At 50.6% G+C, this 18,210-nt stretch carries 14 protein-coding genes; 8 read left to right on the forward strand and 6 right to left on the reverse strand.

Features of this window, described 5'->3' with window-relative positions; all coding sequences use genetic code 11:
• Positions 1–13: 13 nt before the first annotated feature.
• The 3 genes from GKS04_02110 to rplT are packed head-to-tail and all read left to right on the forward strand — an operon-like array spanning position 14 to position 1,140.
• A complete protein-coding gene (locus GKS04_02110; protein QMU55978.1) occupies positions 14–562 on the forward strand; it encodes a translation initiation factor IF-3 in 549 nt (182 codons plus the stop codon).
• An 8-nt stretch (positions 563–570) separates the two neighbouring features.
• The gene (gene rpmI / locus GKS04_02115) at positions 571–759 is read left to right on the forward strand and encodes a 50S ribosomal protein L35 (protein QMU56674.1); all 189 of its coding nucleotides are present in this window, start codon (positions 571–573) and stop codon (positions 757–759) included.
• Positions 760–777: 18 nt separating this feature from the next.
• Positions 778–1,140: a 50S ribosomal protein L20 gene (gene rplT / locus GKS04_02120; protein QMU55979.1), complete on the forward strand. Its 363-nt coding sequence runs from the start codon at positions 778–780 to the stop codon at positions 1,138–1,140.
• Positions 1,141–1,160: 20 nt separating this feature from the next.
• Here rplT and GKS04_02125 read toward each other — a convergent pair whose 3' ends face one another.
• Positions 1,161–1,793 (reverse strand): endonuclease III domain-containing protein, encoded by a 633-nt coding sequence (locus GKS04_02125; protein QMU56675.1) that lies wholly within the window; start codon positions 1,791–1,793, stop codon positions 1,161–1,163.
• A 102-nt stretch (positions 1,794–1,895) separates the two neighbouring features.
• On the opposite strand from GKS04_02125, the gene gcvT reads away from it, so the two are divergent.
• The 3 genes from gcvT to gcvP are packed head-to-tail and all read left to right on the forward strand — an operon-like array spanning position 1,896 to position 6,302.
• Entirely contained in the window at positions 1,896–3,005 is a 1,110-nt protein-coding gene (gene gcvT, locus GKS04_02130) for a glycine cleavage system aminomethyltransferase GcvT (GenBank protein QMU55980.1), read from the forward strand.
• Positions 3,002–3,388 carry a glycine cleavage system protein GcvH gene (gene gcvH, locus GKS04_02135; protein QMU55981.1) on the forward strand — a complete coding sequence of 129 codons (387 nt, stop codon included), beginning with the start codon at positions 3,002–3,004 and terminating at the stop codon, positions 3,386–3,388. Before gcvT ends, gcvH begins: the two co-directional genes overlap by 4 nt.
• 22 nt (positions 3,389–3,410) lie before the next feature.
• A complete protein-coding gene (gene gcvP / locus GKS04_02140) occupies positions 3,411–6,302 on the forward strand; it encodes an aminomethyl-transferring glycine dehydrogenase (GenBank protein QMU55982.1) in 2,892 nt (963 codons plus the stop codon).
• Here the strand turns inward: gcvP and GKS04_02145 are convergent.
• The 5 genes from GKS04_02145 to GKS04_02165 all read right to left on the reverse strand — a co-directional run bounded on the left by GKS04_02145 (position 6,299) and on the right by GKS04_02165 (position 15,369).
• Complete coding sequence (locus tag GKS04_02145) at positions 6,299–7,234, reverse strand: hypothetical protein (protein QMU55983.1); 936 nt, start codon at positions 7,232–7,234, stop codon at positions 6,299–6,301. The genes gcvP and GKS04_02145 overlap by 4 nt on opposite strands.
• A gap of 16 nt (positions 7,235–7,250) precedes the next feature.
• A complete protein-coding gene (mfd, locus tag GKS04_02150) occupies positions 7,251–10,454 on the reverse strand; it encodes a transcription-repair coupling factor (protein ID QMU55984.1) in 3,204 nt (1,067 codons plus the stop codon).
• Positions 10,406–11,485 carry a 3-isopropylmalate dehydrogenase gene (leuB, locus tag GKS04_02155; protein ID QMU55985.1) on the reverse strand — a complete coding sequence of 360 codons (1,080 nt, stop codon included), beginning with the start codon at positions 11,483–11,485 and terminating at the stop codon, positions 10,406–10,408. The genes mfd and leuB overlap by 49 nt, the downstream gene beginning before the upstream one ends.
• 66 nt (positions 11,486–11,551) lie before the next feature.
• The gene (truA, locus tag GKS04_02160; protein ID QMU55986.1) at positions 11,552–12,289 is read right to left on the reverse strand and encodes a tRNA pseudouridine(38-40) synthase TruA; all 738 of its coding nucleotides are present in this window, start codon (positions 12,287–12,289) and stop codon (positions 11,552–11,554) included.
• A complete protein-coding gene (locus GKS04_02165; GenBank protein QMU55987.1) occupies positions 12,286–15,369 on the reverse strand; it encodes a PDZ domain-containing protein in 3,084 nt (1,027 codons plus the stop codon). Before GKS04_02165 ends, truA begins: the two co-directional genes overlap by 4 nt.
• Here GKS04_02165 and thiI point away from each other — a divergent pair.
• Positions 15,253–16,413: a tRNA 4-thiouridine(8) synthase ThiI gene (gene thiI, locus GKS04_02170; protein ID QMU55988.1), complete on the forward strand. Its 1,161-nt coding sequence runs from the start codon at positions 15,253–15,255 to the stop codon at positions 16,411–16,413. The genes GKS04_02165 and thiI overlap by 117 nt on opposite strands.
• Positions 16,410–18,110, forward strand: a complete 1,701-nt coding sequence (locus tag GKS04_02175; GenBank protein ID QMU55989.1) for an NAD+ synthase — start codon at positions 16,410–16,412, stop codon at positions 18,108–18,110. Before thiI ends, GKS04_02175 begins: the two co-directional genes overlap by 4 nt.
• The last annotated feature ends 100 nt before the right edge of the window (positions 18,111–18,210 follow it).

An 18,210-nucleotide genomic window follows, 5' to 3' on the forward strand; every position in this document is an offset into this window, starting at 1 on the left:
TCCTAAGGTGAGAATGATTGACGATGAGGGAAATCAGCTCGGTGTTATGACTATAGAGGACGCTCTTGCCAAAGCCGGGGAGAAAGACCTTGATTTGGTTGAGATTTCTCCGGATTCAAATCCTCCTGTTTGCAGGCTTGTTGATTATGGAAAATACAAATACTTGCAGAAAAAGAACACGCGCAAGCAGAAGCCCAGCCCGATTAAGGAGATTAAATTGAGGCCGCACATAGGACAGCACGATTTGGCGGTGAAAATGGGGCGGCTTAAAGGATTTCTTCAGGACGGTTGCAAAGCGAAACTCAGGGTTATGTTCAGGGGAAGGGAGTTTGTGCATCAGGGCAACGGATTTGAACTTATTTCCTCAATAGTTGAGGAGGTTGCGGATTTGGGTAAAATTGATTCTCCCGCGAAGCTTGAAGGCAGAAACATTGTGGCGGTTTTGTCGCCCGTGAAATCTCCGTCTTCGGGCGGACGTCCGGAGGGCCGCGAGGGTAACAATGAAGACCGTGGTGGCAAGAAGCCGGAGGAAAACGTCAGAGAGGGTGGTGCGCAGTTGTGAAAAACAAGATGAAAACAAACAGAAGCGCGGCGAAGCGGTTTTCCTACACCGGAAGCGGAAAGGTGAGGATGTCAAGAGGGGGCAAGTCCCATCTCAATGTCAAAAAGAACGCCAAGAGAATGAGGCGTTTGGGTTCAGACCTGCATTTTGAGGGAGCGGCGGCGAAAAGAATCGCTACGTATGTTCCGAATAAATAATTTCGGGAGTTTGAAAAGATGAGAGTAACACCTTCAGTAGCGTCCAGAAATAGACGCAAAAAGATTATTAAACAGGCCAAAGGGTACTGGGGACGCAGGAAAAACAACCTCAGAAAAGCCAAAGAAACCCTTTTGCGCGCCATGGCGTATTCATACCGCGACAGGCGGAACAGAAAGAGGGATTTTAGAGCGCTTTGGATAACAAGGATTAATGCGGCGGTCAGGCCCTACGGTTTTTCATACAGCCGTTTCATTGCGGAACTAAAAAAATCCGGCATTGAGCTTGACAGAAAATCCCTTTCCGAACTTGCCATCAGAGACCCGCAGGCTTTTGAACAGGTTGTAAAAACCGCGAGAGACGAACAGGTCTCCGCAAACTGAAACCCCTTCCACCAAAACATCTATGGATGTGTTGCGCCTGAATGCGTGAGGTCGTTCTTGAGTGGACAGTTTTCACAGTCAGGCTCTTTTTTATGACAAAACTGCTTCGCGGTTCGCACAATCAGGGCGTGATATTCGTTAAACAACTCCGTTTCGCGCGGCAGGTTTACGGCAAACAATTCCTGCGCTTCGCCGTATGAGGCGCTTTGCGGCGCGAAGCCGTGCCTTGAAGCGATTCTTTTCGTATAAGCGTCTATGACAAAAACGGGTTTTTCCGCGGCGTAGAGAATTATGCTATCCGTCGTTTCGGGACCGATTCCTTCAAGAGCCAGAAGGATTTTTCTGAGTTTGCCCGTTTCTTCGGTGAGTAGCGCGCCGATGTTTCCGCCGTAGTCGCGCGCAACAAAGCGGGCGAAGATCTTCAGCCTCCTTGCCTTCTGATTGAAGTAGCCGGACGGTTTTATAAGACGCGCCAGTTTTGCCGCAGGCATTTTGTCAATTTTTCCGGGAGTAATTTCCGTTTCGCTTTTTAGTTGCGCGATGGCTTTTTCAACATTCGTCCACGCCGTGTTCTGGGTCAGAATGGCTCCGACCACGCACTCAAAAGCGGTTTGCGCGGGCCACCAGTTCTGCGCGCCATAACGCTCAAACATCGCGCCGTATATGTTCAGAAGTCTCCGCCGGATTTTGCTCACGGCGGCAATAATACACTGAAAGCAAACCGTTTTATTGACAACTTCACTCTGTAATGTTTAATGATATGCTTTCCGATGAACCGCACAGCCCTTCATAAGAACCACACCGAAAGCGGCGCTAAAATGGTTGAATTTGCGGGTTGGCAGATGCCGCTTTTTTATTCCTCCATAATTGACGAACACCGTGCCGTGCGCTCCGGATGCGGCATTTTTGACGCAAGCCACATGGGAGAGATAGAGATAACCGGACCGGACGCGCAAGCCCTTTGCCAGCGGCTTGTTACAAATAACATAGAGCAAATGGGAGAACTGAGCGCTCAATACAACCTGCTTTGCAACGAGGATGGCGGAATTCTTGACGACCTGATGGTTTACCGGTTTTCGCCCGAAAGGTTTGTTCTTTGCGTCAACGCTTCCAACACGCAAAGCGATTTTGAGTGGATAGCCGCGCAAACAAGCGGATTTTCCGCCGAAGTGAACAACATAAGCGCGCGGGTTGCGCTTGTGTCCGTTCAGGGACCGAAATCCGCCGAAATTGTAAGCCGTGTTCTGGGCTCCGAAGTTGAGATGCCCGCAAGGTTTTCTTTCACGGTTTTCGGACCGACGGACTCTTTTGTTTCACGAACCGGCTATACCGGCGAGGACGGTTTTGAGATTTTTCTTCCTCCGCAAGACGCGCCGGAACTCTGGAGCCACATCATTTCAGACGGCGGCGCGGCAATGTGCGGTCTCGGGTGCAGGGACACTCTGCGCCTTGAGATGGGGTATTCTCTTTACGGGAACGAAATCTCGCAAAGCGTAACCCCGTTTGAAGCCAATCTTGGAAGATATGTAAAAATGGACAAGGGAGATTTCTGTGGCAGGGAGTCGCTTGAAAAAGCGCTTGCCGACGGCGCGCGCTACGCCCTGTGCGGTATTGAAATGGTTGAGCCGGGAATCCCGCGCCACTCATACAAGGTGTTTTGCGAAGATACGGAGGCTGGAGAGGTAACGAGCGGAACGATGTCTCCGAGTCTGGAAAAACCAATCGGGCTCGCGCTGATTGACTGTTCCGCGCTTCAGACTGCCCGGCGCAGCGGCGTTGAAATCCAGATTAGAAACGCCCGCAAAAAAGCCGTTCTTACGGACCCGCCGTTTTACAGAAAGAACACAAAGGAGGAGCAGCAATGAGCATTCCGGATAATTTGAGATACACAAAAGAGCACGAATGGGCTTTGCTTGAAAGGGACATTGTAACGGTTGGTCTGACGGACTACGCGCAGCAGTCTCTGGGTGAAATAGTTTTTGTGGAAGCCCCTTCCGAGGGCGCCGGTTTCAGTAAAGGCGATGTGCTGGGAGCCGTTGAGTCCACAAAGGCGGTGTCGGATATTTTTAGCCCCGTTACGGGCAAGGTGGTCGAGGTGAACGAAGCCCTTCTTGACTCTCCCAACACAATCAACAACTCTCCCTACGGAGACGGCTGGCTGGTTAAGATCGCCCCTGACGGCTCTTCTTTGCTTGAAGATTTGATGGATTCCGAAGCGTATAAAAAATTTCTGGAGACCGCCACATAACCCCTCCCTCAAAGGTTTTTTGATGAGTAAAACTCACCATTCAGACGGTTTTGAGTTTAGGCATATCGGGTCTGTCGGCGCGGACTCGGAACAGATGCTTGCCGCTATCGGTGTCAAATCGCTTGATGAACTCATTGAGCAGGCGGTTCCCCGCGACATTCTTAATGACAACCACCTTTCCCTGACGCCCGCTGAGGATGAGCACTCTTTCGCCGTGCGCATGAGGAAAGCTGCTTCGCTCAACAAGCAGTTCAAATCTTTCATCGGGCTTGGCTATTACGGTTGTAAAACGCCGGAGGTGATTAAAAGAAACATTCTGGAAAACCCCGGCTGGTATACGCAATACACTCCCTATCAAGCGGAAATCGCGCAAGGGCGGCTGGAAGCGCTTCTCAATTTTCAAACCGTTGTGTGCGATTTGACCGCTATGGATATTGCCAACGCTTCTCTGCTTGACGAATCAACGGCGGTGTGTGAGGCGATGGCGATGTTTCACAGAATCGCTTCCGGAAAATCGCGCTCCGGAGCGCCGAACAGATTTTTTGTTGATTCCGGCTCCTTTCCGCAGACGATTGAAGTTTTGAAGTCGCGAACCGAGCCGCTCGGAATAGAAATGGTTGTTGGTGATTTTGAGGATTTTGACCCCGCGGGCGGTTTTTTCGGCGCGTTGCTTCAGTTTCCGGACCGCTACGGGCGTGCGCGCGATTACTCCGATTTTATTGAGAGAGCCCACAAAGAGGGAGTTTTAGTGGGGGTCGCGGCGGATATTTTGTCTCTTGCGATTTTGACTCCTCCCGGAGAGATTGGAGCGGACGCCGTTGTGGGCTCAACCCAGCGGTTCGGCGTTCCTATGGGTTGCGGGGGACCCCACGCGGCATATTTCGCAACCCGAAGCGAGTTTCAGCGTCAGGTTCCGGGCAGGATTATCGGTGTTTCGGTTGACCGCGACGGCGCGCGCGCTTACAGAATGTCGCTTCAGACGCGTGAACAGCACATAAGAAGGGAAAAGGCGACTTCCAATATCTGCACCGCGCAATCCCTACCCGCGATTATGGCGGCGATGTATTGCGTGTATCACGGCGCCGGGGGCATTGAGAAAACGGCGCGGAAAATTCATTCCTCCGCAGTTGTTCTTTCAAGCGAACTTGAGAAAATCGGATTTTCGTGCGACGGCGGGTGTTTTTTTGACACACTCTCGTTTGATATTTCGCGAATGCCGGGAGGAACCGCGGAGAGGATCAGGGAAATTTCGCTCAAAAACGGCGCAAACTTTCTTCACGACCGCGGCAGGGTTGGCATTTCGCTTGACGAGACGACCGGAACGACGGAGTTGAACCTGATTTTACGGATTTTCTCAGAAGCGGTTTCAGCCGCCGCGCCCGAAATACAGCAGGGTGCGGTTTCGGAAGAAAAAGACATGCGCGGCAACCTCGCGAGAAAAACCGGTTTTTTGTCCCATTCGGTTTTTAACGCACACCGCTCGGAAACCGAGATGGTCAGATACATTAAACGGCTCGAAAACAAAGATCTTTCGCTTGCCCATTCCATGATACCTCTGGGTTCATGCACGATGAAACTCAACTCCGCTTCGGAACTTGCTCCCGTAAGTTTGAGCGGTTTTGCGAACATCCACCCGTTTGCCCCGCGCGACCAACTGAAGGGTTATGAGAGTCTCATAACCGAACTCGGCGCGAGTCTTTGTGAAATAACAGGGTTTTCCGCCGCGTCCCTGCAGCCGAACTCCGGCGCTCAGGGAGAGTTCGCAGGGCTTATGGTCATCAGGGCTTACCACGGGAGCAACGGCGATGAGGGCAGGAACGTGGTTCTTGTGCCGTCTTCGGCTCACGGAACAAATCCCGCGAGCGCGGCCGCCGCAGGAATGAAGGTTGTTATTGTAGGCTGCACGCAGGGCGGCTCAATAGACATCAAAGACCTTGAGAAAAAATGCTCCGAGCACTCCGCCTCTCTTGCCGCGATAATGATTACCTATCCATCCACGCACGGGGTTTTTGAGAGGGATATAAAACGGGTCTGCTCAGTTGTTCACGAACACGGCGGGCAGGTTTATATGGACGGTGCAAACCTCAACGCGCAGGTCGGAATCACAAACCCCGCGTTCATAGGGGCGGATTTGTGCCATGTTAATCTGCACAAGACTTTCAGCATACCGCACGGCGGCGGCGGTCCCGGAATGGGCCCCATCTGTGTTGCGGAGCATCTGGCTCCGTTTTTGCCGGGGCACCCGTTTGAGGAGTCCGGAGCAGGCGGAACCGCTCCGGTCGCTTCGGCTCCGTGGGGAAGCGCGAGCATAGCGATAGTTTCCTACGCATATATCAACTTGCTCGGCTCGCAAGGCGCGCGACGCGCCACCACGCACGCCATTCTCAACGCCAACTATATGAAACAGCGGCTCGCACGAACTTACAAGGTTCTGTACGAGGGCGACATGCAGAGAGTTGCTCACGAGTTCATTCTGGATTTGAGAGAGTTCAAGAAGACCGCTGATATTGAAGTTGAGGATTTTGCCAAAAGGCTTATGGACTACGGGTTTCACGCGCCGACCGTTTCATGGCCTGTTGCGGGCACGATAATGATAGAGCCGACTGAGAGTGAATCAAAAGCCGAGATTGACCGTTTCTGCGAGGCGCTTGAAAAAATCCGCGCTGAAATAGCCGAGATAGAGGATGGCTCGGAGGATAGGGCTGACAATGTGCTGAAAAACAGCCCGCACACGGCGAAAAGTGTTACATCCGAGAAGTGGAACTTGCCTTATTCACGGCAGAAAGCGTGTTTTCCGGCTGATTTTGTCGCTGAAAACAAGTTCTGGCCCGCGGTTTCGCGCATAGACAACGCCTACGGAGACAGAAACCTGTTCTGCACCTGTCCGCCGCCGGATGCGTATGAAGAGGATTAGTTTGCCTTTGCGATTCTTATGTCTATATGGGAATTTTCAATTCCCTCTTCTATGAGGGAGGCGATTATGCGTTCGGATTCAATCATGGCAATTTCATCTATCAGAGCGTTTTTCAGTTCAGGCGGAACAAAAGTCCCGCCTTTCTTGACGGCTATCACTTTGACTATATGAAATCCGGCTTTTGACTCAACGGGTCCATTGATGTCGCCCGCCTGCGCTCCGTCCACGGCTTCGCGCAAGGGTTTAATCAGTTCATCGTAGGTGAAATATCCGAGGTCTCCGCCCTTGTCCGCGGTTCGGATATCCGTTGAGTGCCGGGAGGCGAGGGCGGCAAAATCCGCGCCTTTGGCTTTTGCCTTGTCCGCTATTGAGAGCGCTTTTTCAATTGAGCCGGAATCCTTCTTGGACAAAAGAATGTGCGCTATTCTCACCTGAGATTTTTTGCTTGCGTCCGGATTGCGGCGCAGGTAGAACTCTTCAACTTTTTTCTCGTCCACCGAAAAACCCAGGCGTTCCACCTCATGCCGGACGAGTTTTGAGGTCAAAAGTTGAATCTTTATCTCGTTGAAAAACTCATTCAGTGTGGTTTGTTTTTCCGCAAGAAACTTGACGAGCCCCTCGTCGTTGAATTTCTGTGACTCTTTGAAGATTTCCACCGCGCTGGCGAGTTCGGTTTTTGAGACACTCAAGTTTTTTCTCTCCGCCGTCTGTAAGAGAATCATTTCCTGCACAACGGCATTTACTATGTCTTTGCGGTTTGCTTGAGGAAACCGGCTTTTTATCTCTTTCTCTTTTTTCCCGTATTCGGAAAGAGTGATAACGGAATCGTTGACGATAATCGCTATGCCGTCAACGGGTTCGGCGGTTGACAGCCCCGGCAGAGCGAACACAACCGCAAGCGCGAATGTTAAGATGATTTTAGAGCGTTTCACAATCGTTATTATACCTCTAAACCTGTTTGATAGAAGACAGGAGCCGCGCCGCACTTTTGGCGGCCGGTTCGGGCAACCCTCCGAGAGAGCGTATTTTCCAGCCGTTCCGGGTTTTGGAAAAGAGCGCTTTCGTGTCCGTGCCGTCTTTTGTCGCGTAAGCGCCCGCGTTTTCAGCGTCTATTTTCATAAAGCCGACCGAGTGTTTTTTAAGCACTGTTTTAAGCTCTGTAAGCGCGAGCAAGTTGGCGAGGCGGCATGGAACGGGACCGAAGCGGTCCGTGAGTTCATCTTTAATCTTTTTGACCTCACTCATTGTGGCCGCCGATGAAATTCTTTTGTAAAACACAAGTCTCTCACCGCTGTTTTTCACATAGTCTTCGGGAATGCGCGCTTCAATTTTTGTTTTGATTTCCGGCTCAACCTTGCGGTGCGACTTGCCGGTTTTCAGTTTCTCCACCGCCTCGCGCAACATATCAAGATAGAACTCAACCCCGACAGCGGCGACATGCCCGGACTGCTCTACACCGAACAGGTTTCCCACTCCTCTCATTCGCATGTCAGAGAAAGCGAGTTCATATCCGGAGCCGAAATCCCACAGTTCGGCAAACCTTTCAAGTCGTTTCCACGCGGTTTCGGTGAGCAAGTGTTTGTCGCGCACCAGCAGGCAGGCGTATGCCTGTTCTCTACCTCTGCCCACGCGCCCCTTGAGTTGGTAAAGGTCCGCGATGCCGAAGGTGTGCGCGTCATTTATGATTATTGTGTTGGCTCTTGTGATGTCCAGTCCGGACTCCACTATGGAGGTTGTTATCAACATGTCCACGTCTCCGCGCGCGAACTTTTCAATCTTCGTTTCAAGGTCTTTTTTGCCCATTCTTCCGTGAGTAACCTCGGTTGAAACATGCGGAACTATCTCTTTGAGGCCCTTTGCCACCGTGGCGATGGTTTCAATCCTGTTATGAATAAAAAACACGCCGCCGCCGCGCTCAATTTCCCACTCAACAAGGTCGCGTATGAGGGGAGCGTCCCATTTCTGAATCTGTATTTTCACGGGGAGCCTCCCGTGCGGAGGGGAATGAATTGTGCTTATGTCCCTTATTCCCGTGAGAGACAGTTGGAGCGTTCGCGGAATTGGAGTCGCTGACAGCGAAAGCACATCAAGGTTCGCTTTCAGCGTTTTGAGTTTTTCCTTGTGCCTGACACCGAATTTATGCTCTTCGTCTATTATTAGAAGACCGAGATTTTTGAATTTAATTTTGTTGCCGAGAAGTTTGTGTGTTCCAATTACGATGTCCGCAGTTCCGCGCTCCATGCCTTCAAGAACAGCTTTTCCCTCACTCGGAGAGTTGAATCTTGAAAGTGCGGCTGCGTTCACGGGAAACTTTTCAAGACGGCTCCGCGCGGTTTTAAGATGTTGCGCCACAAGCAGCGTGGTGGGTGCTATGAAGGCGACCTGAAAGCCGTCCATAACGGCTTTTACGGCCGCCCTTAAAGCCACTTCGGTTTTGCCGAAACCGGTGTCGCCGCAAATCAGCCGATCCATCGGGCGCGGCGATTCCATATCTTCCATAACGTCTTCAATGGCTTTTTTCTGGTCGGGCGTTTCTTCAAACATAAAACCCATTTCAAACTCGCGAAACTCCGAGTCCGGCTTGGAAAAACCGTGTCCGTCATCGGACTTTCTGCTTGCGTAAAGTTCAAGCAACTCTCTGGCTACCGTTTCAGTCGCCTGTTTTGCGCCTCGCACGGTTTTTACCCAGACGGCGGAGCCCAGTTTGTCAATTTTGGGCGTTCCGTCTTCGTTCCCGACATATCTGTGCAGAAGTTTGAACTTTGACACGGGCACGTAAACGCTGTCGCCACCGTGATATTCGCACTCTATAAAATCGGCTTTTACTCCTCTTATGGTCAGATTTTTCAGACCCCGGAATATCCCGATACCAAATTCGCGGTGGACTATGAGGTCGCCATCTTTTATATCTCCGAAATCCGCTTCAAACACGGACATCGGGGATTTCACCTTCGCGCCGTGGGGTTTTACGGCGGGGATTTTTTCAGCAAAATCGTGCTCGTCTATAAAAGCCGTTCCGATGTCGGGGAAAACAAACCCTCCGCCCGATGTTCCTTCAAGAAACTCCGCGGCATCCACGCCCTGTTCGGCGAATATCTCTCTCATTTTTTCAATTTCGCTTTCGCTCTCAAGAAAAAGTTTCAGTTTATAGACGCTTTCGCGCAGGCGTTTTGCCGCGCCGAGCATTTTGCCCGAAGTGGTTCTTTCTGTGTCCGCGAGCGCGGTTTTTGAGGTTTGAAAATCAATTTCGCCCGCGCCGAACGCCGGAATTTCCACAGTTTTGCGTTGTTCTATCTCCTCTGTGATTTCACGGACGCTCAAAGTGTTTCCCCCGTTTTCAGGAGCGAAGTCTTTGAGAGTCCGCTCAATGCCGCCCTGCGAAGTTTCAATAAAAACGACCGTATTTTTTCCACAGCAGTCAAAAATTGATGACAAATCCGCGCCGCCGTCCGCGCTGTCGGCGGGCAGAATCCGCTCTTTTTCGGTTCGCGCTTCGGATATTTGCGTTTGCGGGTCAAAAGTCCTCATTGACCTTATTTTGTCGCCCTCGAACTCAACGCGCAGAGGAGGCTGTTTTCCCGCGCGTGCTATGTCAACAATCGCTCCTCTGACGCTCATCTCACCTTCAAGGCGCGCGAACTCCTTTTTTTCATAGCCGGCTTCGGAAACCAGCCGTGTGAAACTGTCGCGCTCAATTTCATCTCCGGTTTTTACAGAAATTAACGCCGATTGCAGAAAAGACGGCGAGACGATTTTTTCAAAGATTGTTTCAATATCCGCGCACACAATCGAGGCCTCCTGCGCCCGCGCCGCGAAAGAGGTTTTGCTTGGGTTCGCGACCGGAGGTTCTTCGCCCGTGAAGATTTCCACAGTTTTGCTCGCACGGCGGAGATTTTCCTTTGAGCCGGCAATATAGAGAACACGGGTTTTCAGGTGTTTTTGTGTGAGAACGGCGGTAAGAAATGCCGCGCCTCCGGCGAGTCCGGAAACCGGTATCTTTGCGCGGTCAAGCCGCAAAAGGGCGATGAGTTTTCCTATTCTGTTTCCGGTGTCGTACGCAAAGTGGCTGAATTCATCCGCGATGGTCTTGGCGGATGTTTGCGCTACGTGTTGCGCAGTTTGTCCGCTGTGATTTCTCCCATTTTGCGGCATCCGATTTTCTCTTTCCCTTTTTCGTAAATGTCAGGCGTTCTGAAACCTTCATCAAGCGTGCTTTCCACCGCGCGGTCTATTTGTCCGGCGATTTCGTCCATCTCAAAAGAGTATTTGAGCATCATCGCGACTGAAAGTATGGCGGCCGTGGGGTTGGCGATATCTTTGCCCGCGATGTCCGGCGCACTTCCGTGAACCGGTTCGTATATCGCCCCGCCATCTCCTATGCTCGCCGAAGGAAGCATTCCCAGCGAACCGGTCAATTGCGCGGCCTCATCGCTTATTATGTCCCCGAACAGATTGCCCGCGAGAATCACATCAAAACTCCCGGGCCTTCTTATGAGCTGCATTGCCGCGTTGTCCACATACAGGTGGTCAAGTTTCACATCGGGAAATTCGTCGCGCCCGATTTTTGAAACCGTTTCGCGCCACAAAACCATTGACTCAAGAACATTGGATTTATCAACGGAGGTCAAAATGCTTTTTCTCGCCCGCGCCGCCGAAAAAGCGCGTCGCGCCACCCGCTCTATTTCATCCGTCGAATAGCGCAGGGTGTTTATTCCCTCAAGTCCGCCGCCGGGCTTGTCATTAATTCCCCTTGGCTCGCCGAAATAGATGCCTCCCGTGAGTTCGCGCACGACGAGAATGTCCGTCCCGGTAACAACATCTTTTTTGAGCGTTGAGGCGTCCGTGAGCGCCGGATAAACCTTCGCGGGACGCAGATTGGCGTAAGTTTCAAGCTGTTTTCTGAGCGTTAAAAGCCCGGTTTCCGGCTTGATTGAGTGTTCAACATTTTCCCACTTTTCCCCTCCGACCGCTCCAAGAAGCACTGCGTGCGCCGCTTGCGCTTTGGCAAGGACCTCATCGGTTACGGGAACGCCGTTTTTGTCTATTGAGCAGCCGCCGAACAGTTCTATTTCTTTTTCAAACGAAACGCCGGATATTTTTTCGGCTTCGGCGAGAACACCGAGAGCCGCATCAATTACTTCGGGACCGATTCCGTCTCCGGGAATTACAAGAATTTTGGGCATAAGTTTACTCTTCGGAAAAGCGTGAATATAACACTTTTCCCGCCGTCCGTCCAAAGCGGAGGACGGTTAATATTCAACATTTTCAAGAAACAAACCCTGCGGCGGCGCGGCGACAACATCGCGGGTTTTTTCACCGCTTTTCAGGATTTTTTCAAAACCTCTGACGGTCAATGTTTTCCTGCCCACGCGCACAAGCGTTCCGACAATAAGCCTCACCATGCGTTTGAGAAATCCATCCGAGGAAACCGTAAAAATTATAAAGTCTCCATCCCGTTTTATATTCGCGGAAAAAATCGTTCTCACGGTTGTTTTAACACTCGCGTCCGCATTCGCGAACACGGCAAAATCATGTTTTCCCGTAAGGCAGGCGCACGCCGCGTTCATTAAATCCACATCCAGCTGTTGCGGTATATACCAGCATGTTTTTCTGTCCAGAGCGGGCGGCGCGGCACGGTTGAGTATTTTGTAAAAATATGTTTTTTTCTTTGAGCAGACGCGCGGATGAAAACCTGCGGAGACTTCCTCAAGAGATTTTACCGTTATGTCGCGCGGCAAAACCGAATTGAGCGCCTTGCAGAGTTTTTCCTCGCTCATTGTTGACGAAGTGAGAAAATTTGCGACCTGACCGATCGCGTGAACGCCCGCATCCGTTCTGCCCGAGCCCGCAACCGATGTTTTTTCATTCGTGATTTTCAGCAGGGCGTTTTCTATTTTTTCCTGAATTGTTTCGTAGGAGTTTTTCTGTCTTTGCCAGCCGCTGTAATTAGTGCCTTCGTATTCAACTATTATTTTTATATTTTTCAACTCTTTTTTCTTATGTAGAAGGTGCGGACGCTTTTGAGATTGCCGGAGTCTTTCGCGGTTATTTTCAGTTCATTCACACCGTCTTCAAGGGGAAGTTTGAATTTAAAATTCTGATTTTTCCCCTCCAAATTTATGATGTGTATTTTGTCGCCATTGTTGAAAAAAGAGATGTTGACCACGGGTTCGGAGTCGCTCACCGAACCGCTTATTTCTATCTCTTTTTTGTCCGTCAACAACACTTGCGAACCGAGCCGTATTGCCGGGGGACTTTCAAGTACGTAAGTGAAATCGGGTTGCGCATTGCCTTTTGAGGGGGAAGTTACGCCGGTTTTTATCCAACCGCTTCTTTTTTCGTCAAGCCGCACCTTTGACCACTCGCCGACCCGACCCTCGGATTTGTAGGAAGACCCCTCCGCGGCAACCGAAATTTCCTGCGCGTCTTCAAAACTGCCGCCCAGAATAACGGTGTCTCCGGTTGTCCGGACAGTTTCCCTCATGGGGGAAAAATGCGCCGGTTCGTGCGCCGGAATGGTTATTTCGTATTTTGAGAAAAATCCGATTTGAAAGTCGTTGGCGATAAGATCAAATTCCGCCATGTCGGGGTGTTGCTCTTCTCTCCATTCATTTTTAACGCTGAATTTCATCGCCACATCCTTTGATTCGCCGGGTTTTATTTCTCCCATTTGCTCTATGGCTTTTTCAAGAAAAAGTTTTTTGCCCGACCGGTTTTTCAAATAAATTCCCAGTTCTCTGGCTTCGCTTTTGCCGGTGTTTTTTATTCTGAAAAGCAGGGCAATTGTTTCTTTTTTATCTATTCTTCCGTCACCGTTGCCTTTTGAGCCGAACCTTCCATCATCAACTATTTCGTAGTTGTAACTGATGGAGGGGCCGTCTTTTCCCTCAACCGCAACGGTAAAGGTTTGAGAAAATACCTCTTTTTTGGATGAGTCAAAAAATCTGATAACGCATTCATCATTGCGTGTTGAAGCGTTGTCGGGAATTTTTAATTCGGTTTTCCATGATGATTTTTTGCCGGGCCCGACTTTTCCGAAAATAAACTCTTTATTGTCAAAAAGAGGATTTTCCGAATCCGTAACGGCTGTGAGTCTGTAAATCGGTTTGCTTCCGAGATTTGTAACTTCAAGATTTATTTCGGATTTTTCTCCGGCTTTGAATATTCCGTTGACCGGAGTGATTGTTGAGCGGATTCGCGGGTTTTGTTCGATTGTTTTCCCGTTAAACGACCAGTCCACTTTGAATTCCGCGAGTTTTTCCCTTATGCGATCATCTTCTTCTTCGCTTATTCCTTCAAGAACCGTTCCGGCCGTTTTGAGCATATCGCTTCTGTAAACCCCATCAGCCGTTTTTATTATCCGGCGCGCCGCCGTAATTAGCGGATCTTTTTCCTTTTCTCTCATTTTCTCCTTTCTGGACATCTCCTTGCGTTCATTTTCATCTTCGTCATCGGAAAGGAGCGATTCGTTGAGAATTTTGAACGCATAGGAAGGCGGGTTGGGCTCATGCCAGTCTTTTTCGTCCTTGTTTTCCTCTCTGTATTTTTCAAGAAGGAAAGTGAATTCGGGAGTTTTGTAAATTGTTTTTTTCTCTGAAAAATCAACCTGTTCAATAAATATGTCGGGTGTTATGCCGACCTTGTGAATGGAGATATTTCCGGGGATAAGGTAGCCGCCTATCGTGAGTTTCAGCGCCGAGCCGTCTTCAAGTTCAAAAATGTCCTGAATTGAGCCTTTGCCGAAACTTTTTGTTCCCATCGTGAGAGCCCTGTCGTTCTCTTTCAGGGCTCCGGTTACAATTTCAGACGCGCTTGCCGTGCCGGAATTAATTAAAACAACTGTTTTTTCCCGCAGTTCCAAAGCGTCTCTCGGGTTGGCGGGACGCTCTCTGATGTCGTTGCCGGTTTTGACGCTGAAGACGGTGCCGTATTTGAGAAAAAGGTCGGAAATAAGTCCCGCCTGAGATAAAAGTCCGCCGGGATTGTCTCTTAAATCAAGAATTATTCCCGTGATGCCGTGTTCTCTTCTTCTCTTTTTCAGGGCTTCAATCGCGCTTTCGGTCGTGTTTCTCTGAAAATTTTTGATTTTCATGTAGAGAATTCCGTCCGAAAAAACGTAATCCTCAACGCTTTCTATTTTTATTATGTCTCTCACAATGGTGAGAGGTTCGGCCTTTTCCATTGAGTCTCTGAGTATTCTTATGTTGACGGGCTCACCCTTCGGCCCCCTGAGCCTGTGCACGGCCTCAACCAGAGACATATTCACGGTTGACTCATTTTCTATTTGGACGATTTTATCGCCGGCTTTAATTCCCGCCCTGTAAGCGGGAGTGTCTTCAATCGGGGAAATAACGGTTATCCACCCCTTGCGCGTGCTGATGACAATACCGAGCCCTGAAAAACTGCCTTCGGTCTCAATTATGAAATCTTTATAGTCTCTCGGGGGAATAATGCGCGAATGACGGTCCACGGTTGAGAGCATTCCGTTGACCATCGTGTACTCTATTTCTGCGTCTTTTTTCCCCCATTCATGCGCGTCTGAACTCACAAAAGAAAAAGCTTCGCTTGATATTTCTTCAAGATCGCTCCATGAGCGCGGTTTCGCGTTGCGGAAACTTTCCCTCTTTTCCCCCGCCACAAGTTCAAACGATTTTCCGTCTTTACTCCAATTAACAAGAACTTCGTCTATGCTGGTTTCAAGGTTGTTAAGCCCCTCTTTAAGCATTTCCTCAAAATCAATCTCGGATTTGCTCACAAACCTCTCGCTTACAATATCACAAACCTCGCCGATAATTTGAGGTGACCGTTCCTCCTGCGAGACGGCGGGTATGGAGAGGGTTAAAACGGCACAAGCACACAGGGCGCAAACGCCCGCCAAGATTTGTTTTTTCAATTTTCCCAAGGTCGGTATCCCGCGCTCAGATAAGGTTGTGTATACTACACAATCCGGATGGAAGTTCTTGTTCACTACGGGGATTTGACGCTCAAGGGGAAGAACCGGAGCGATTTTACCGCCGCTCTTGTGCGTAACGCTGAAGCCATAGCCGGCGGGCGGTTTGAGACACACAGAGAGAGCATTGTCATGCGTGACGGCAATCCCGACAATCTCGGAAAAGTTTTCGGAATTTCATGGTACGCGCGTTGCCACACATGCCCTAAAAATCTTGATGAAATTGTGAAACTCGCCCTGCGGCGCGTGAGGGAATCTCTTTCCTTATGCGGCGGGGAGAAAAAAACCTTTGCCGTTTTCGTAAAACGCTCTGACAAACGGTTTCCGATGAAATCGTCCGAAATAGCGTCCAAAGTCGGCGAGGAAATCCGCCTGCGCTTCGGGCTCAAAGTCAACATCTCCGCGCCCGACCTGCCGGTCTACATACGTATTGATTCTGACACCGCGCGCCTGCATTTTGAAAAAAAGCCCGGTCTCGGCGGGCTTCCGGTCGGCACTTCAGCCCCTCTTTTGTGCCTTCTTTCGGGCGGAATAGACTCTCCGGTCGCCGCTCTTTGCGCGATGAAGCGCGGTTGTGATGTTGATTTTCTCCATTTCCATGTTTTCCCCGATTCCTCCGGCGTGATTGACACCAAAATAACGGATATTTTCTCCGTTCTGCGCCGCTACTCTCCCGCTTCCGGACTGTTTTTTGCGCCTTACAAATTTTTTCAGAGCCGCGCGCTCACTGATTTCCCGGACACGGGCTCATTCAGGGGATACGAACTTGTTCTTTTCAGAAGATTTATGCTCAAAGTCGCGAGTGCGTTTGCCGCCGAGCACGGTTACGGGGGCATCATTACCGGGGATTGCATAGGGCAGGTCGCTTCTCAAACCATTGAAAACATGGGTGGCGCCTACATAGGGCTTGACCATCTTGTGCTGAGTCCGCTTCTCGGCTGGGATAAAAACGAGATAGTTGAAAAAGCCCGTCGCGCCGGAACCTACGAACACAGCATCAAGCCGTATAACGAATGTTGCTCGCTTGTTTCGCCGTCTCCGAGAACTAAGTGCCGGATTTCTGTTCTCAGGCGTCTTGAAGAAAAAGTTTCAATGGACGAAATGGTCTCTTCCACGCTCGGTAGCGTTGAGAGTTACAGTCCCGCCGGAGGGAATGGATGAGCATTGCGCGCGTGGCTCTGTGCCAGATGAACTGCCGGGTGGGCGATATCAGCGGCAACGTTTCAAAGGTTAAACGCCAAACTGAAAAAGCGCTTGCCGCCGGCGCCGATGTCATTTGCTTTCCCGAACTCACCGTTTGCGGATATCCGCCCGAAGACCTGCTTCTCAAACCCGGATTTACGGACAAAAATCTCAAAGGGCTTGAGCAAATCGTGAAGAGCGCCTATCCGCTCACAATTGTCGCGGGTTTTGTGGAGAGGCGCGGAACAAAAAAATCACCCGTTCTTTACAACTCCGCGGCGGTAATATCGGGCGGAAAAATCGCCGGAATTCACAGAAAAAACCTGCTCCCGAACTACGGTGTTTTTGATGAAAACCGCTATTTCGCACCCGGAGACAAAGCGCCGCTTTTTCAGAGCGGAGGGTTCGCGATGGGTGTGAGCATCTGCGAAGACATCTGGTTTGAAGGCGGACCCGTGCTTGAGCAGGCGCGGGGCGGCGCGGATTTGATAATCAACATATCAGCTTCGCCGTATTCAATCGGCAAACCCGCCGCGAGGGAGAAGATGCTTCGCGCGCGGGCGAAAAAAGCCGGCACGGCGCTCGCTTTCTGCAACATGACGGGCGGACAGGACGAACTTGTTTTTGACGGACACAGCGCTTTTTTTGATAAAAAAGGAGCCGTAACAGTGAGGGGGGCGGGTTTTCGTGAAGATATGATTTTTGCCGATTTTGAAGTTCCCGTGCGCGGGAGAAAACGCCGCGCCGGATACAAAATCAAATCTCCCGTTGTGAAAAAAGTGGCCGCCGTGCTTCCGCAAATAACGCCTTTTGCCGCTCAAAACGATGAGATTTTTTCCGCCCTTGTTCTCGGCACGCGCGACTATGTTGAAAAAAACGGCTTTGAGACTGTTGTAATAGGTCTTTCGGGAGGTATTGACTCCGCCCTTGTCGCCGCGGTTGCGGTTGAGGCTTTGGGTCCTGAAAGGGTGGTCGCGGTGAATATGCCGTCCATTTTCAGTTCAAAATCCGGCATAAAAGACTCTCAAACCCTCGCCGCGAATCTGGGAGTTGGGTTTCGCTCCGTTCCAATTGACGGAATCGTTTCCTCCTACGAAAAACACGCGCCGGAGCCGTTCAAACTCCGCGTGGGCGAAAAGTCAAGCACAGCGCTTGAAAACATACAGGCGCGCGCGCGCGGCAACATTCTCATGGCATTTTCAAACCGTTTCGGCTGGCTTGTTCTCACAACCGGAAACAAAAGCGAGGTAAGCGTCGGGTATTCCACTCTATATGGCGACACTGCGGGCGGCTTTGCCGTCATAAAGGATGTGAAGAAAACCCTTGTTTACGAACTGTCGCGCCACTACAACAAAAAGCGCGGTTTTGACGCGGTTCCGAAGACGGTTATTGAAAAACCCCCGTCCGCCGAACTCAAACCGAACCAGCTTGATTCGGACAGTCTGCCGCCGTATGACGTTCTGGACGAGATTTTGAAACACTATGTTGAGAATGATAAAAGCGTTGCCGAAGTGATTTCCCTTTCCGGCGCGTCCGCGCGCGCAGTGCGCAAGATAGTTGACCTTGTTGACCGCAACGAATACAAAAGGCGGCAGACCCCTCCGGGCGTCAAACTGACCGACAAAGCGTTCGGCAAAGACCGGCGTATGCCCATCACGAACTTTTACCGAAACTAATTTGTCCGCGCTCCGCGCCTTTGAAAAGGGCGTTTTTTCTGTTACCCTTCAGGTCGGGGTTACCGTCGCGGCCTTTATCCGGTTAGTGGCGGAGCCGCGT

Origin of the sequence: Candidatus Mycalebacterium zealandia, assembly GCA_014075295.1 — a bacterium.
In the GTDB taxonomy this organism is placed as follows: domain Bacteria; phylum Desulfobacterota_D; class UBA1144; order Nemesobacterales; family Mycalebacteriaceae; genus Mycalebacterium; species Mycalebacterium zealandia.

Coding starts and splice junctions, on each gene's coding strand:
- GKS04_02110 (QMU55978.1), top strand. CDS start 14: ATGATTGACGATGAGGGAAATCAGCTCGGTGTTATGACTATAGAGGAC.
- rpmI (QMU56674.1), top strand. CDS start 571: ATGAAAACAAACAGAAGCGCGGCGAAGCGGTTTTCCTACACCGGAAGC.
- rplT (QMU55979.1), top strand. CDS start 778: ATGAGAGTAACACCTTCAGTAGCGTCCAGAAATAGACGCAAAAAGATT.
- GKS04_02125 (QMU56675.1), bottom strand. CDS start 1,793: ATGTTTGAGCGTTATGGCGCGCAGAACTGGTGGCCCGCGCAAACCGCT.
- gcvT (QMU55980.1), top strand. CDS start 1,896: ATGATATGCTTTCCGATGAACCGCACAGCCCTTCATAAGAACCACACC.
- gcvH (QMU55981.1), top strand. CDS start 3,002: ATGAGCATTCCGGATAATTTGAGATACACAAAAGAGCACGAATGGGCT.
- gcvP (QMU55982.1), top strand. CDS start 3,411: ATGAGTAAAACTCACCATTCAGACGGTTTTGAGTTTAGGCATATCGGG.
- mfd (QMU55984.1), bottom strand. CDS start 10,454: ATGCCGCAAAATGGGAGAAATCACAGCGGACAAACTGCGCAACACGTA.
- leuB (QMU55985.1), bottom strand. CDS start 11,485: ATGCCCAAAATTCTTGTAATTCCCGGAGACGGAATCGGTCCCGAAGTA.
- thiI (QMU55988.1), top strand. CDS start 15,253: ATGGAAGTTCTTGTTCACTACGGGGATTTGACGCTCAAGGGGAAGAAC.
- GKS04_02175 (QMU55989.1), top strand. CDS start 16,410: ATGAGCATTGCGCGCGTGGCTCTGTGCCAGATGAACTGCCGGGTGGGC.